The sequence below is a fragment of the Nocardia sp. FBN12 genome (genome assembly GCF_054031145.1).
Map to the genome: position 1 here is coordinate 6,283,007 of NZ_CM132926.1, position 14,853 is coordinate 6,297,859.

Annotated in this window: 9 protein-coding genes; 6 read left to right on the forward strand and 3 right to left on the reverse strand. The window is 67.8% G+C overall.

The window, feature by feature from the left end; all coding sequences use genetic code 11:
- The first annotated feature begins 181 nt into the window (after positions 1–181).
- Entirely contained in the window at positions 182–1,459 is a 1,278-nt protein-coding gene (locus ACWZHB_RS29645; RefSeq protein ID WP_427905042.1) for an ROK family protein, read from the forward strand.
- A gap of 423 nt (positions 1,460–1,882) precedes the next feature.
- On the opposite strand, the gene ACWZHB_RS29650 is transcribed toward ACWZHB_RS29645, so the two are convergent.
- Entirely contained in the window at positions 1,883–3,505 is a 1,623-nt protein-coding gene (locus ACWZHB_RS29650) for a DUF2207 family protein (RefSeq protein WP_427905043.1), read from the reverse strand.
- A 296-nt stretch (positions 3,506–3,801) separates the two neighbouring features.
- Between ACWZHB_RS29650 and ACWZHB_RS29655 the strand changes: the two genes are divergently transcribed.
- Both ACWZHB_RS29655 and ACWZHB_RS29660 read left to right on the forward strand, forming a co-directional pair.
- Positions 3,802–4,713: a neutral zinc metallopeptidase gene (locus tag ACWZHB_RS29655; protein ID WP_427905044.1), complete on the forward strand. Its 912-nt coding sequence runs from the start codon at positions 3,802–3,804 to the stop codon at positions 4,711–4,713.
- A 232-nt stretch (positions 4,714–4,945) separates the two neighbouring features.
- A complete protein-coding gene (locus ACWZHB_RS29660; RefSeq protein WP_427905045.1) occupies positions 4,946–5,998 on the forward strand; it encodes a neutral zinc metallopeptidase in 1,053 nt (350 codons plus the stop codon).
- On the opposite strand, the gene ACWZHB_RS29665 is transcribed toward ACWZHB_RS29660, so the two are convergent.
- Together ACWZHB_RS29665 and ACWZHB_RS29670 are read right to left on the reverse strand one after the other, a co-directional pair.
- On the reverse strand, positions 5,995–7,272 hold the full coding sequence (locus ACWZHB_RS29665; protein ID WP_427905046.1) for an ammonium transporter: 1,278 nt from the start codon (positions 7,270–7,272) through the stop codon (positions 5,995–5,997). The two genes, ACWZHB_RS29660 and ACWZHB_RS29665, sit on opposite strands and share 4 nt — an antisense overlap.
- A gap of 66 nt (positions 7,273–7,338) precedes the next feature.
- On the reverse strand, positions 7,339–8,163 hold the full coding sequence (locus tag ACWZHB_RS29670; protein ID WP_427905047.1) for a hypothetical protein: 825 nt from the start codon (positions 8,161–8,163) through the stop codon (positions 7,339–7,341).
- Between the two features lie 445 nt (positions 8,164–8,608).
- On the opposite strand from ACWZHB_RS29670, the gene ACWZHB_RS29675 reads away from it, so the two are divergent.
- The 3 genes from ACWZHB_RS29675 (at position 8,609) to ACWZHB_RS29685 (ending at position 14,776) form a co-directional block, all read left to right on the forward strand.
- Complete coding sequence (locus tag ACWZHB_RS29675) at positions 8,609–11,176, forward strand: DNA polymerase III subunit gamma and tau (protein ID WP_427905048.1); 2,568 nt, start codon at positions 8,609–8,611, stop codon at positions 11,174–11,176.
- A gap of 189 nt (positions 11,177–11,365) precedes the next feature.
- Positions 11,366–12,580: an acetyl-CoA C-acetyltransferase gene (locus ACWZHB_RS29680; protein WP_427905049.1), complete on the forward strand. Its 1,215-nt coding sequence runs from the start codon at positions 11,366–11,368 to the stop codon at positions 12,578–12,580.
- A gap of 39 nt (positions 12,581–12,619) precedes the next feature.
- Positions 12,620–14,776 (forward strand): 3-hydroxyacyl-CoA dehydrogenase NAD-binding domain-containing protein, encoded by a 2,157-nt coding sequence (locus tag ACWZHB_RS29685; RefSeq protein WP_427905050.1) that lies wholly within the window; start codon positions 12,620–12,622, stop codon positions 14,774–14,776.
- Positions 14,777–14,853 lie beyond the last annotated feature (77 nt).

A 14,853-nucleotide genomic window follows, 5' to 3' on the forward strand; every position in this document is an offset into this window, starting at 1 on the left:
CAACCATCTCACCGCTGAGCGGGTCACCTATGTGACCGCCGCGCTGGGTCTGCGGTTGCCGTTGACGCGTGAACTGTGTCGTTCCTGCCACTGCGGCTGAGTCGTCTTCGGCTCCCTCGCCGCCACGTTATACGTGTAGGCAATCCCGTTGGGACAACGGGATTTCAGCAAGGAACTTCATATGTCTGCTCCTATCATCGATCGCCCCGTCTCCCGGGCGGGCGCCGGTCGTCCTCGAGTTTCCCGACCCGTCGTACCGCCGGAGCTGCGGCGTAGCGACAACCCCGCTGCCGCTGTGCTGCGTACCGCGGCCTCGGGCCCTGTCTCGCGCGACAATGCCGCACGGGCAACGGGTTTGAGTATCGCCACCGTGAATCGGCAAGTGGCGTCGTTGCTTTCGGCGGGACTACTGCGTGAGCGACCCGATCTCACCGCCGCGGGTGCAGTCGGCAGGCCGCGAGTGCCGTTCGAGATCGATCACGACGCGTATCTGACCCTTGGCATCCACATCGGTGCCGAGGCGACGAAGATCGTTGCCGCGGATCTGCGTGGACGGATTCTCGGTGGGCTCGCCATCGCGACGCCGCAGACCGGGCAGGAATTCGCGGTCACCACCGTCGCTCGCAGCGCCAAGGCGTTTCTGCAGCGGTGGCATCGGCGCACGCCGCTGTGGGCGGGTGTCGCCATCGGTGGGCGGGTGGATCCGCAGAGCGGGGTGGTCGACCATCCGAAGCTGGAATGGAAGGGCGCGCCGATCGGGCAGGTGCTCGGTGATGTGCTCGAGCTGCCGGTTTCCGTCGCGCCGCACGTCGAGGCGATGGCGGCTTCGGAGCTGCTGCTGCCGACCTTCGACGCTCGTCGTCCCGAGCCCGATACCGAACTCCCCGCCGCTCAGCACGGCAGCAGCCTCTACTTCTACGTTCGTGAGACCGCTGGTATCGCAGTGACTCTCGACGGTCGGGTGCACACTCCGAGCAACGGGCCGGGGTCGATCGCCCATCTGCCGACGGGGTCCGATGTGCAGTGCACGTGCGGGCGGCGTGGGTGCTTGGAAGTGACGGTCGGCGATCGGGCGTTGCAGGCTCGGGCGGTGGGACGGGGAATTATCCCGGCGCACAACGGGACTGCCGGGACGATCAACGATCTGTATCGGGCGGCGGAGTCGGGGTCGGAGTCGGCGCGGGAATTGCTTGCCGAGCGGGCGACGATGCTCGGGCAGACTGTCGCGCTGGTGCGGGACATGCTCAACCCGGATCGAGTTGTGTTGGGTGGGCAGGCTTTTACGGGGTATCGGCCTGCGCTGGGGCATGTGGCTCGGGCGTTTTCGCAGAGTACGCAGTTGGCTGCGACGGATGTTCGGATCAGTGGGTTCGGGGGGAAGGTGCAGGAGTTCGCGGCGGTGGTTACTTCGTTGAGTGCGTTGTACGCGGATCCGCTGGCGGCTGTTCGGCGGGTTTAGGTGGGCTGGGGTTTGGTGGTCCCGGGGCGGGTTTGTGTGGCGGAGTGCGGGGTTTGGTAGTCCCGGGGCGGGTTTGTGTGGCAGGGCGTGGGGTTTGGTAGTCCCGGGGCGGGTTTGTGTGGCAGGGCGCGGGGTTTGGTAGTCCTAGAGGCGCTGGCTGTGTTTATTGGAGCGCTGGCGCGCTCGAGTCGCGGCCCCGAGGGGCCGCCGGTTAGCCACCGGGGCTTGCTCCTTCGTCGCGTACGCCCCGGCGGCTAACCGGCGACCCGGCCGCGACCGGCCACTGCGTGGCCGTCCCTCCCTAAGGGTCGGGAGTGCGGTGGCTGGGTTGGGTGGGTTGTTGAGGACGGAGACGGAGACCGAGACGGTCGGGGCTCAGTGTGGGTTGTTGAAGACGGAGACGGAGGCGGAGACGGGCGGGGCTCAGTGTGGGTTGAAGGCGCCTTCTAGTGCCGTTATGAAGAAGGGGAATTGGGCGGCGAAGCGGTGGAGGTTGGGGTCTCGGTCGTAGCCGGCGAACCAGTAGAGGCCTGGTTGGGAATCGGCGGCGGGGTTCATGTCTCGGAAGGTGCGGATCCAGTTGTCTGCTCGGCCGCTGATCACCGTGTAGGGGAGGGCGCGGGAGAAGATTGTTTCCTGGTCGATGGGGGGGATGCGGTCGCGGGTGACGGTGTCGAGGCCGCGGTGCATGGCGCGGATTCGGCCTGCGACGGTGTCGCCGAGGGGGGTTCGGGTGGGGAGGTAGTTCGGGAGGAGCATTGCTGCGCCGCCGGCCAGCGCGATGGCTACGCCGACCAGGGCGTGGCCCGTGGTCAGGGCGAGGGTGACCGTGATGATCAGGCCGAGGGCGATCAGGGCGGCGCCGATCCAGCGGGGGAGGGCGCGCTGTTTGGGGTCGGCGAAGGCGCCGGTGGCTACGGCGTCGTTGCGCATGGCGGCGCGGATCGGGTCGAGTTGCAGGCGGCCGGGGGCGCGTAGTTCGCGGACGGCGACGGTGTCGGTGCCCTCGGGGAGCAGCATGTCGTAGACGGTGCGTTCGTATTCGCGCAACTGGTCGTCGGGGGCGTTGACGCGGCTGATGCGCCAATCGTCCTCACCGCGCGCGTTCACCGGCGTGATCCACAGGTAGCGCCGGACCGCGAGATCGACGACGGTGGCGGCGATGTCGACCGGGTCGGCGTGTTCGTCGATGATCAGGCCCGCCTCGCCGGGGAGCACGCCGTCGGGCGAGGTGAACTCGACGCGGCCGCCCTGCTGGATCAGCGGATCGAACGCGTCGCTGCCCGCCACCGCGGCGGCGGCCCGCTTCCGCGCCAGCAGCACGTAGGCGATCATGCCCGCCAGGGCGAGCAGGAAGGCGCCGAAGGCGACGAGCACTGGCGTGGTGAAGGCGAAGGGGCCCGTATCTCCGCCGCGCACATCGGCATTCGCGGGCACGGTGCCGGGGGGCATCTGCAAGGTGAGGTCGATGGCATCGCCCTTGCGCAGGTCGGTCTGGTGCAGGTAGAGCACGCCGTCGGGTTCGGTGTGGACGTCGGCGCACGGCTTGGCATTGCCCGCGGAGCCGAGTTTGCAGTCCACGATGCCCATTTGGAAGCTCGGGCTGATCACCGAGACGTCGAGCACGGCGATATCGGCGTTGAGTACGCCCAGCCAGTGGAACACCTGCGTGCCCGGCATGTCGGAGACGGTGTTGTGCACCGTATACGTGAACTTCGATTCGCCGGGCTTGGCTTCGACGACGAACTGGTCGTTGGCGGTGGTGGCGGTGCCGCTACCGGTCGCGGTCACATCGGTGACCTTGAAGACGCGTTCGACATCGTCACCGACCTTGAGGCGCAGCGGCAGCGACATGGTGAAATTTCCGTCGGCGGGTACCGCGACAGTTTCGATGACCTCGAGCACACCGGTTTCGGTCAGCGTGAGGTCGGCGGTAATCGAAACACCGGAGGTCGAGGGCTCCGTGTGGGCTACCGGCGCGGCCACGAGCAGACCCGCCGCAGCGAGTAGCAGCGCGCCCGCGGCGCCCCCCCGAAAAGTCAGCATGGGTGCTTACTCTAGACAGCTTGCTATTCTGCGTCAGCGGCTGTCGACGACTCATGAGACGAGGGGGGTACGGGGGAGTGACTCAACCACCGTACGGTTATGGGCCGAACGGCCCAGGTGGACGTCCGGTTCCACCACCCCCTGGCTATGGGCCGCCCCCGGGATACCGGCCACAACCGGGTTATGGGCCGCAAGGTTATCCACAGCCGCAGGGCCATCCCGGATATTCCCAGCCACAGGGTTACGGGCAGCAGCGTCCGGCGTACGGTCCGCCGCCGGGATACCGCCCGCCCCCGATGCCCTACGGTCCGCCGGGCAGGCCGACTCCGCCGCCACGTAAGCGCGGCGGTGGTTTCACCTCGCTGATCCTCGTCCTCATCTTCCTGCTGGTCGGCGGCCTGGTGAAGTATGCCGTCAACACCGGCGTCGACCTCGGGATCGGCGCGATCGGCCCGAAACCGACCACCACCTACGAGCCTCAGCCCGGCACCGCGCCCGCCGCGACCGGCGACAACCCGCTGCTCACCGACTCCGACGGCACCCTGGTCCCGGCCTCGTGCGACTACGCGCCGTGGGGCACCTCGGTCGACAAGGCACGCGCCTTCTTCGAATCGGCCGCGACGTGCCTCGAATCGGCATGGAAGCCGCTGCTGGCGGCGAACAATCTGCCCTTCGAGTCGCCGACCCTCAGCATCACCGCGACCACCGACGGCATCACCACCCCGTGCACCGGATCGACGAGTAACTTCGCCGCTTTCTACTGCCCGGCGAACAAGACCATCTACATGCCGATCAGCCAGCTGCAGACCGAGCAGTTCCGCGACAACTGGGTCGTGTACCTATCGGTGTTCGCGCACGAGTACGGCCACCACGTGCAGGCCCAGTCGGGCATCCTGCGCAAGGCCAACAGCGAGCGCGTCGACGCGGGCGCCCGCTCGGCCAAGGGCCTCGAGCTCTCGCGCCGAGTCGAGTTGCAGGCCAACTGCTTCGACGGCATGTTCATCGCCTCCTCGAAGGGCGGCGGCTCGCTGTCCTCCTCGCAGGTCACGGTCGCCACCAAGGATTCCTACGGCCGCGGTGACGGCGTAGGCGACATGCGCGACCACGGCACCGCCGAGCACGGCGGCCAATGGTTCGAAGCCGGCCTCAACCGCAACCTCACCGCCCAGTGCAACACCTTCATAGTCGCTGCGAGCGAAGTGAGCTGAGGCTGTACCGCCACTCCGGGCCTTCTAGCCAGACTTGTGTGCCGCATAGGTAGCGTTGGCGGCCGACGGTGTGGTGCGGGGTGAGTTGGCTCGTGCCCGGTGAGTTACCCATGTCCGTGCGTGATCAGTTGTCAGGTGATTGATGTATCCCCCGCCTCCTCCGCAGCCGCCCTATGGCCGGCCCGTGCCGCCGCCCTACGGCGGGCGGATGCCGTCGCCTTATGGCGGGCAGATGCCACCGTCTGGTCGGCCCGCGATGCCGCCGTACGGCAGGCCATTGCCGCCGCCGTACGGCTATGCGCCGCAGGGATATCCGCCGCCGCGTCGGGGTAGTTCGGGTGTGGCCGGTGCGGTGCTGACGGTATTGATCGTGTTCGGCGTCGTCGCAGGGCTGGTGGCGGCGGTGACGCTGTCCGATCAGACCTCGCCGGACAGGGGCGCGCAGACGACGCCACCGAGTTTCACCTACAGCTCGAATTCGCCTGCGCCGACCACGAATCCGACGACGACCGCGCGTGCCACCACCACCGCGCGCAGCACGGCGCCGACCACGACGAAACCGGCGGGGCCGCAACCTGTTATCGCGCTCGGCCAGCACCCGCTGTTCAAGAACGACGATGCGGGCCTGTCGAATATGGACTGTGATCTGCCGCGCTGGTCGACCGCCGCGGCGGTGGCCAAGGCGTTCTTCGCGGCGGCGCAGGTCTGCCTCGATCAGATGTGGCGGTCGAATCTGGCCGCCGCGAATCTGCCGTTCAAAAGCCCGGGCCTGGTTGTCGCGGAACAACCTTCGCAGTTGTCATCGCCGTGTGGCGGCGCCACCAGTGACGCGTTCTACTGCAGCGCGTCGAGCACCATCTACATGTCGACCGAGGGCCTGGTCCTGCACAACACCCCCTATCCGCCGATGGAAGCACTGTCGGTCTACGCGCACGAGTACGGCCATCACGTCCAGGGGCTCACCGGCCTGCTGCAGGCCTCGTCGAATCAGCGCCGCGAGCAGGGCACGATGTCGGCGGGCGGGCTGGAGACATCACGTCGAATGGAGCTGCAGGCCAGCTGTTTCGGCGGCATGTACATCGGTTCGTCGGAAGCGGGCGGATCGTGGACCTCGCAGGAGGGCTACGCCGCGGTGAAGCACAACTACAACCGCGGTGACGGCAACGGCCGCCACCGCGATCACGGCACCCCCGATCACAACGGCAATTGGTACAACCACGGCTATCTGAAGAATCGCAACTTCGAGTGCAACACGTGGTTGTCCCCAGCCGACGAAGTGAGTTAGGTCCCGTAGTGGCCTTCGCCGAAGCGGCGCGGCGAGGAGCCGTGTACCCCTTCGGCATAGGCGGTTTCGGCGTGCAGGGCGAAGTCGATGCCCGCGGTCTCGTCTTCCTTGCTCACGCGGAAGCCGATGATCTTGTCGATGCCCTTGCCGAGCACCCACGAGACGGCGAACGCGTAGGCCGCCACCACCAGCACCGCGACGAGCTGCTTGCCGAGCTGGGCGAACCCGCCGCCGTAGAGCAGGCCGTTCACGCCGCCGGTCATCACCTGGGTGGCCAGCAGGCCGATCAGGATCGTGCCGACGATGCCGCCGACGAAGTGCACGCCGACCACGTCGAGTGAATCGTCATAGCCCGCTTTGTGTTTCCAGCCGACCGCGAAGGAACACAGCACACCGGCGGCCAGGCCGACCACCACGGCACCGAGGGTGTTCACCACGCCGCAGGACGGGGTGATCGCGACCAGACCGGCCACCGCACCGGAGGCCGCGCCGAAGGTGGTTGGCCGCCCGTCGCGGAGCTGTTCGACGATGAGCCAGCCGAGCATGCCGAGGCTGCCCGCGACCAGCGTGTTCAGGAAGACCGCCGCCGCGGTCCCGGTGGCGCCGAGCGCGGAGCCCGCGTTGAAACCGAACCAGCCGAACCACAGCAGACCCGCACCGAGCAGCACGAAGGGCAGGTTGTGCGGACGCATCGCGTCGATGTTGAACCCGATGCGCGGCCCGAGGACCAGCGCCAAGGCCAGGGCCGAAGCGCCGGAGGCGATCTCGACCACGAGGCCGCCCGCGTAGTCGAGCGCGCCGAAGTTCAGCAGCCAGCCGTCGGGTCCCCACACCCAGTGCGCGATCGGCGCGTACACCGCCAGCGTCCACAGCGGAACGAACACCATCCAGCCCGCGAACTTGGCGCGGTCGGCGATGGCACCCGAGACCAGGGCCGCGGTGAGGATCGCGAACGTCAGCTGGAAGGTGACGAACAGCAGTTCCGGAATCGTGCCGCGGACGGAGCCGGGATCGATCCCGGCCAGCCCGAGGTGTTCCAGATTGCCGATCAACCCGCCACCCGCGTCGTCGCCGAACGCGAGGCTGTAGCCGGCGACCAGCCAGACCACGGTGACCAGCGGGATCGCGATGAAGCTCATCATCAGCATGTTCAGCACGCCGGTCGAGCGCACCATCCCGCCGTAGAAGACGGCCAGTGCGGGCGTCATCAACAGCACCATGGCGGTAGCCGCGAGTAGCCAAGCAGTGGCCGCTGGGTCGATCGTTGCGGGCACGGTAACTCCTTTCACGCGTGAGTGCGTTGCGAGAAAGTTACCGAACGCGCACCTCGAGTGGCGGTGCTAGCCCCGGTTTTCCTTGGCCAGTGCCCGCGCGCCGCGCTTACCGGGAATGGGCAGGTCATCGCTGTCGGCCAGCCATTCGGCGGTGGTGAGCCAGCGCCGCTGGGCATGCGCGTCGGCCACGTCGAAGAACAGGCGGCGGCCGCGATCGTCGCGCGCGTCGCGGGCGAGCACCGCCCAGCTCGGCGGCTTGCCCCGGTCGGCGGTGTGCTCGGAGACGAAGCCCGCGACCAGCTTGCCGACCATGTTGACCGGCTTCTGGGAGACCCGATTGCCGTATTTGGTGGTGTGCCAGCGCCGAGCCGGACACAGTGAACCCGGCGTCGCGTTCGAGGCGATCCAGCCGGCCCGCTGCGCCCGTTCGATGAGCCACAGATGCTTCACCGCCGACGGCGCGATCTCACCGACCCGTTCGGTGATGAGCTCGCAGACCTCGGCGTCGGCGAGGATATCGCGCCTGGTCGGACCGATATTGTGGTCGGTCCAGTGGGCGGCGGCGAGGCGGGCGAGAATGCGACCGAACTCGTCGATACTGCGCTGGGCGCGGCGGCCGAGCCGCTCGATTCGCTCGGCCTCGCGGCGCATCTCGTTCTGCGCGGTGAGCGTGCGAATGGCCGCCATCGTCGGCACCTGCCCGCGTTCGAGCAGTTGCAGGATGGCGTCGGCGGTCGCCGGGTCGGCCGCGGCCGCGACGGGTAACGAGTCGCGTTTGATGTCGAAGTCTTGTGGGCTGATCGCCCGGCTCAGTAGCCCGACGGCGGCGTTGTCGCCGGCGAAGTCGGTGTGGGCGAGCCAGGCGGTTGCGATGTCATCACACGACAGCACGGTGAAACGTTCCTCCGGTCGATGCGGTGGGGGAGCGATCGGTGCGCGAAGGTTGTGCCCCGGTCGGGATGAGGGACCGGCCGGGGTCACCAACCTGATGAAGGTTTGGCCACCGAAGTTGCCGAGATCCACGGTAGCCAGGCACTTGCGCCGCTGTCACGACCGTTCATGATTTCGTTACATCCAGTAAGGAGCCGTCAACCGGGGAATTGGTATGCATTACCGCAGCAACCAGTATCAACCGACTGCTCGACAGTAGATTCGCCGCGTGTAAAGCAGTCGATAGCTCGACCGTTGCGCCTGGTGGCACGCTTTACACCTACGCTCCATACCGCGAAATTCAATGTGATTTGGGTCACATCATTATCAAGGGTTCGTCACCGCGCGTGGGTACAGTGCCAGCCGCCGATAAACCCTGTCGGACACTCTCGGTAGCCTGTGGGTCGTGGCTCTGTACCGGAAGTATCGACCGGCGACATTCGCAGAAGTAGTGGGTCAGGAGCACGTCACCGACCCGCTGAGTACAGCGCTGGATACCGGGCGGATCAGTCACGCGTATCTGTTCTCCGGGCCACGTGGTTGCGGTAAGACCTCGTCGGCTCGGATCCTCGCGCGCTCGCTGAACTGTGTGGAGGGGCCAACGTCCACGCCGTGCGGTACGTGCTCGTCGTGTGTGGCGCTCGGGCCGGGCGGGTCGGGCAATCTCGACGTCACCGAGCTCGACGCGGCCAGTCACGGTGGTGTCGACGACACCCGTGAGCTGCGCGATCGCGCCTTCTACGCGCCCGCCGAGTCGCGCTATCGGGTGTTCATCGTCGACGAGGCGCACATGGTCACCACGGCCGGTTTCAACGCGTTGCTCAAGATCGTCGAGGAACCGCCAGCCCACCTGATCTTCATCTTCGCCACCACCGAGCCCGACAAGGTGCTGCCGACGATTCGCTCACGCACGCACCACTATCCGTTCCGTCTGCTGCCGCCTGCCACCATGCGCGGGCTGCTCGGCAAGATCTGCGAGCAGGAGCATGTGCCGGTCGAGGAAGCGGTGTATCCGCTGGTCATCCGGGCCGGTGGTGGTTCGCCGCGCGACAGCCTGAGCGTGCTCGACCAGCTGTTGGCCGGTGCCGGGCCCGACGGTGTCACCTATCCGCGCGCGGTCTCGCTGCTCGGCGTCACCGATGTGGCGTTGATCGACGACGCCGTCGACGCGTTGGCCGCCAATGATGGTGCCGCCCTGTTCAACACGGTTGATTCGGTGATGGAGGCGGGCCACGATCCGCGCCGATTCGCCGTCGACCTGCTCGAACGACTGCGCGACCTGATCCTGCTGCGCGCGGTCCCCGACGCCGCCGACCGCGGCCTGGTCTCCGGCCCCGGCGACGTCATGGAGCGGATGCGCGACCAGGCCGAACGCCTCGGCCCCGCCACCCTCACCCGCTACGCCGAACTCCTCCACGAGGGCCTTGGCGAAATGCGCGGCGCCACCGCGCCCCGCCTCCTGCTCGAAGTGATCTGCGCCCGCATGCTCCTGCCCTCGGTCTCCGACGCCGAGTCGGCGACCCTGCAGCGCCTCGAACGCCTGGAACGCGGATTCGCGAGCGGATCGGTCCCCGCTCCCGCGCGTCCTGGTCCAGCTGCGGGCGAGTCGCCCGCCGAGCGCCCCGCTGTCCCGTCGTCCAGCGGCCGGCGAGGTGCGGAGCTTCTCGCCGCCGCTCGCGCCGAGAAGGAAGCGGCGACCGGTGGGTCGTCAGCACCTGGTGTTGCGAACCCTGTTGTCGCGGAACAGAAGGCCGCCGCCCCGAGAACTCCCGCGCCGCCGCCTGCTGAGGCTGCGCTGATCGCCGAGTCCGCACCGTCGGCGCCTGCTGTGCAGCCCGCACCGTCCGCGCCTGCTGCACCGTCCGCGCCTGCTGGACCGTCGGCGCCTGCTGCGCAGTCCGCACCGTCCGCGCCTGTCGTGCAGTCTGCGGCGCCCGCCACCCAACCGGCACCCGCAGTGGATTCGGCAACGCCTGACCCTGCCGCGGCGCCGATCGATGCCGGGCAATCTGCCACCAGCGCTCCCGCGGAAGTGATTGCCCCCCAGCGACTTGCGGCCGACGGTCCGCCGGTCGAAGCGAGAGGCCCGGCGCGTTCCAGCATTCGATCGGAAGGCGTAGGCCCCGAGCAGTCCGCCGAGCCGTCGACCGACATCGACGCATCCCGCGCGGACGTGACCCCGGTCCCGGCGCCGGAAGTAGTAGCGCCGCAGGCGGATTCGCCGGTGCGGCCGGAACCCGAGCCGGATCCCGCCGAAGCACCGCAGGTCGACGCCACACCGGCAGAGCCGCCGGTCGGCGCGGCGCAGGCGGCCGAGCCCGCCGAGGATCTGGTCGGGATCGTCGATGCCGCGTGGCCCGAGATCAAGGGTCGGGTCCGCGAGTTCGGTGCCACGCTGCAGGCGTTGTTGTCGGGGGCGGCGGTGTCGCGGGTCGAGGGTGATGTGATCGTTTTCGCGCATCAGAGTCCGCCGTTGGCGCAGCGGTTGTCCGATCCGCGCAATATCGACGCGGTGCGGTCGGCGGTGCGGGCCGTGCTCGGGCGTGAACTGGATGTGCGCTGGGAGACCGGAGCACCGCCGCCGCGACCCGCGCCCGCCGCCAAGGCCGGGGCCGCGCGGGGGACGGGCAGTCCGGAGAGCAAGCCGGCGGGACGGCCGAAGTTCTCGCGGCCGAGTCAAGCCGGGGGCAACCAGTCGCCGAACCGCGCGAACCGCTCGTCCGACGATGACATTCCGCCGCCGGATTTCCCCGACTTACCCGATGACCCGGGCCCGGAGGACGGGCCGGAGTCCCGGTCCGGCGGCGATTCCGCGCGCAATGCCGCGGTTCTCGCCCCGCCGACGCCGGAGGAGGAACGGGAGATGCTGGCCGCCGCCGCGGTGCCGGTGGCTCCGGGCGACCGTCAAGACCCGGACGAGGTCGCTCTGGCGTTGCTACGTGAACAGTTCGGGGCAAAGAGTCTGGATGGTTGACAGCCACCGTCCGGAGCGCGTTAAGTTAACCGGAGTTCGCACACCACGGTAGTATGAACGGGTGGCCGGGATCGCCGGTGGAGCATGCTTCTATGCTCCGCTGGTGCTTGCCGGGATTTGTACGACGCTGAGCCGATCGGTCGTGGCGTTCGTGCGGCCACCGCACCCCAAGGAAGGAAACACTCCGATATGACCACAGAGGCCTACATCTACGAGGCCATCCGCACTCCGCGCGGCCGCGGCAAGAAGAACGGCTCGCTGCACTCGGTCAAGCCGATCGATCTGACTGTTGGTCTGATCCAGGAGCTGCGTGTCCGCTTCCCGAACCTCGACGAGGACCAGATCTCGGACCTCATCCTCGGCGTTGTCACCCCCGTCGGTGACCAGGGCATGGACATCGCCCGCGTCGCGGTCACCATCGCGGGTCTGCCCGACACCGTCGGTGGCTTCCAGCTCAACCGCTTCTGTGCTTCCGGCCTCGAGGCCGTGAACCTGGCTGCGCAGAAGGTTCGCTCCGGTTTCGACGATCTCGTCATCGCTGGTGGCGTCGAGTCGATGTCGCGCGTGCCGATGGGCTCCGACGGCGGCGCCTGGGCGCTCGACCCGGCCACCAACTACGACGGCTACTTCGTGCCGCAGGGTGTCTCGGCCGACCTGATCGCCACCATCGAGGGCTTCTCCCGCGACGATGTCGACGCCTACGCCGTGCGCTCGCAGGACCTGGCGGCCAAGGCCACCACCGGCGGCTACTTCGCCAAGTCGATCGTCCCGGTCAAGGACCAGAACGGCCTCGTCGTGCTCGACAACGACGAGCACATGCGTCCCGGCACCACCGCCGCCGACCTGGGCAAGCTGAACCCGTCCTTCGCCGGTGTCGGTGAGATGGGTGGCTTCGACGCCGTCGCGCTGCAGAAGTACACCTACATCGAGAAGATCAACCACGTCCACCACGGTGGCAACAGCTCGGGCATCGTCGACGGCGCCGCCCTGCTGCTGATCGGTTCCGAAGAGGCGGGCAAGAACTCGGGTCTGACCCCGCGTGCCCGCGTCGTCGCGACCGCCACCTCCGGCGCGGACTCCACCATCATGCTGACCGGCCCCACCCCGGCAGCCAAGAAGGCGCTGGCCAAGGCCGGTCTGACGATCGAGGACATGGACCTCGTCGAGATCAACGAGGCCTTCGCCTCCGTGGTGCTGAAGTTCCAGAAGGACCTGAACGTCCCGGACGAGAAGCTGAACGTCAACGGCGGCGCGATCGCGATGGGCCACCCGCTGGGTGCCACCGGCGCGATGATCACCGGCACCGTGCTCGACGAGCTGGAGCGTCGCAACGCGCGCTACGGCCTGATCACGCTGTGCATCGGTGGCGGCATGGGTGTTGCCACCATCATCGAGCGCGTCTGACCTTCCGGCCCAACTTCTCACAGGAGAGAACGAAAACTTATGACTGACAACATCATCGGCTGGGAGAAGGACGCCGACGGCGTGGTCGTCCTCACCATCGACGACCCCAGCCAGGGCGCCAACACCATGAACGACGCGTACCTCGCGTCGATGAACGCCACCGTCGACCGCCTCGAGGCGGAGAAGGACGACATCACCGGTGTCGTCATCACCTCCGGCAAGAAGACCTTCTTCGCCGGCGGCGACCTGAAGAACATGATGAAGGTCGGCCCGGACAACGCGGCCGAGGTCGTCAAGATGGTCACCGACGTCAAGGCCCCGCTGCGTCGCCTCGAGCAGCTCGGCAAGCCGGTCGTCGCGGCCATCAACGGCGCTGCCCTCGGTGGCGGCCTGGAGATCGCGCTGGCCACCCACTACCGCATCGCGGCCGACGTCAAGGGTTCGGCCATCGGCCTGCCCGAGGTCTCCCTCGGCCTGCTGCCCGGTGGCGGCGGCGTGACCCGCACCGTGCGCATGCTCGGCCTGCAGAACGCGCTGATGCAGGTGCTGCTGCAGGGCCAGCGTCACCGCGTCACCAAGGCCAAGGAAATCGGCCTGATCGACGAGGTCGTCGCCACGGTCGAGGAACTGATCCCCGCCGCAAAGGTGTGGATCGCGGCCAACCCCGAAGCGGCGCAGCCGTGGGACAAGAAGGGCTACCGGATCCCCGGCGGCACCCCGTCCACCCCGGCCTTCGCGGCGAACCTGCCCGCGTTCCCGGCCAACCTGCGCAAGCAGATCAAGGGCACCAACATGCCCGCCCCGCGCGCCATCATGGCCGCGGCGGTCGAGGGTTCGCAGGTCGACATCGACAACGCGCTGACCATCGAGGGCCGTTACTTCACGAGCCTGCTGACCGGTCCGGTCGCGAAGAACATGATCCAGGCGTTCTTCTTCGACCTCAACCACATCAACGGTGGTGGCTCGCGTCCGTCGGTCGCCGATGTGCCCAAGCGTGAGATCAAGAAGATCGGTGTCATCGGCGCGGGCATGATGGGCGCGGGCATCGCCTACGTCTCGGCCAAGGCCGGCTACGAGGTCGTGCTCAAGGACGTCGAGCTCGCCAACGCCGTCAAGGGCAAGGGCTACGCCGAGGCCATCGAGGCCAAGGCACTCTCGCGTGGCAAGACCACCCAGGAGAAGTCCGACGCGCTGCTGGCTCGCATCACCCCCTCGGCCGACGCGGCCGACTTCAAGGGTGTCGACTTCGTCATCGAGGCCGTGTTCGAGAACCCGGAGCTCAAGAACAAGGTCTTCCAGGAGATCGAGGACATCGTCGACGCCGATGCCCTGCTCGGCTCGAACACCTCGACCCTGCCGATCACCCTGCTGGCCGACGGTGTGAAGCGCTCCGAGGACTTCATCGGTATCCACTTCTTCTCCCCCGTGGACAAGATGCCGCTGGTGGAGATCATCAAGGGCGAGAAGACCTCCGACGAGGCGCTGGCCCGGGTGTACGACTACACCCTCGCCATCAAGAAGACCCCGATCGTCGTCAACGACAGCCGTGGCTTCTTCACCTCGCGCGTGATCGGTACCTTCATCAACGAGGCCATCTCCATGGTCGCCGAGGGCATCGACCCGGCCACTGTCGAGCAGGCCGGTCTGCAGGCGGGCTACCCGGCCGCGCCGCTGAAGCTCAGCGACGAGCTGAACTTCACCACCATGCAGAAGATCTACAAGGAGACCTCCGAGGCCATCCTCGCGGCCGGTGGCGAGCTCAATGCCGCGTCCGCGAAGACCGCCGAGGTCCTCAACACCCTGATCGACAAGTACGACCGCAAGGGCAAGCTGGGCGGCGCGGGCTTCTACGAGTACGTCGACGGCAAGGCCACCGGCCTGTGGGACGACCTGCGCGAGATCTTCAGCTCGAGCCGTGAGCTCCCGGAGGGCGTCACCTTCCAGGATCTCAAGGACCGGATGATGTTCGCCGAGTCCATCGAGACCCAGAAGTGCTTCGACGAAGGCGTGCTCACCAGCACCGCCGACGCGAACATCGGCTCGATCTTCGGCATCGGCTTCCCGGCCTGGTCGGGTGGCTCGCACCAGTTCATCGTGGGCTACCCCGGTGGCCAGGAGGCCTTCGTGGCCCGTGCCGACGAGCTGGCCGCGAAGTTCGGCCCGCGCTTCGAGGTCCCGGCCTCGCTGCGCAAGTAAGTCGGTAGTTCCCGGTTCGCGCCGGATCCGGACGCCCGTCACCTCATCGAGGTGGCGGGCGTTCGCGGAGCGGCGCG

Excerpts from the sequence above, each read along its gene's own strand:
- ACWZHB_RS29645 (WP_427905042.1), top strand. The coding sequence starts at position 182 with ATGTCTGCTCCTATCATCGATCGCCCCGTCTCCCGGGCGGGCGCCGGT.
- ACWZHB_RS29650 (WP_427905043.1), bottom strand. The coding sequence starts at position 3,505 with ATGCTGACTTTTCGGGGGGGCGCCGCGGGCGCGCTGCTACTCGCTGCG.
- ACWZHB_RS29655 (WP_427905044.1), top strand. The coding sequence starts at position 3,802 with ATGCCCTACGGTCCGCCGGGCAGGCCGACTCCGCCGCCACGTAAGCGC.
- ACWZHB_RS29660 (WP_427905045.1), top strand. The coding sequence starts at position 4,946 with ATGCCACCGTCTGGTCGGCCCGCGATGCCGCCGTACGGCAGGCCATTG.
- ACWZHB_RS29680 (WP_427905049.1), top strand. The coding sequence starts at position 11,366 with ATGACCACAGAGGCCTACATCTACGAGGCCATCCGCACTCCGCGCGGC.
- ACWZHB_RS29685 (WP_427905050.1), top strand. The coding sequence starts at position 12,620 with ATGACTGACAACATCATCGGCTGGGAGAAGGACGCCGACGGCGTGGTC.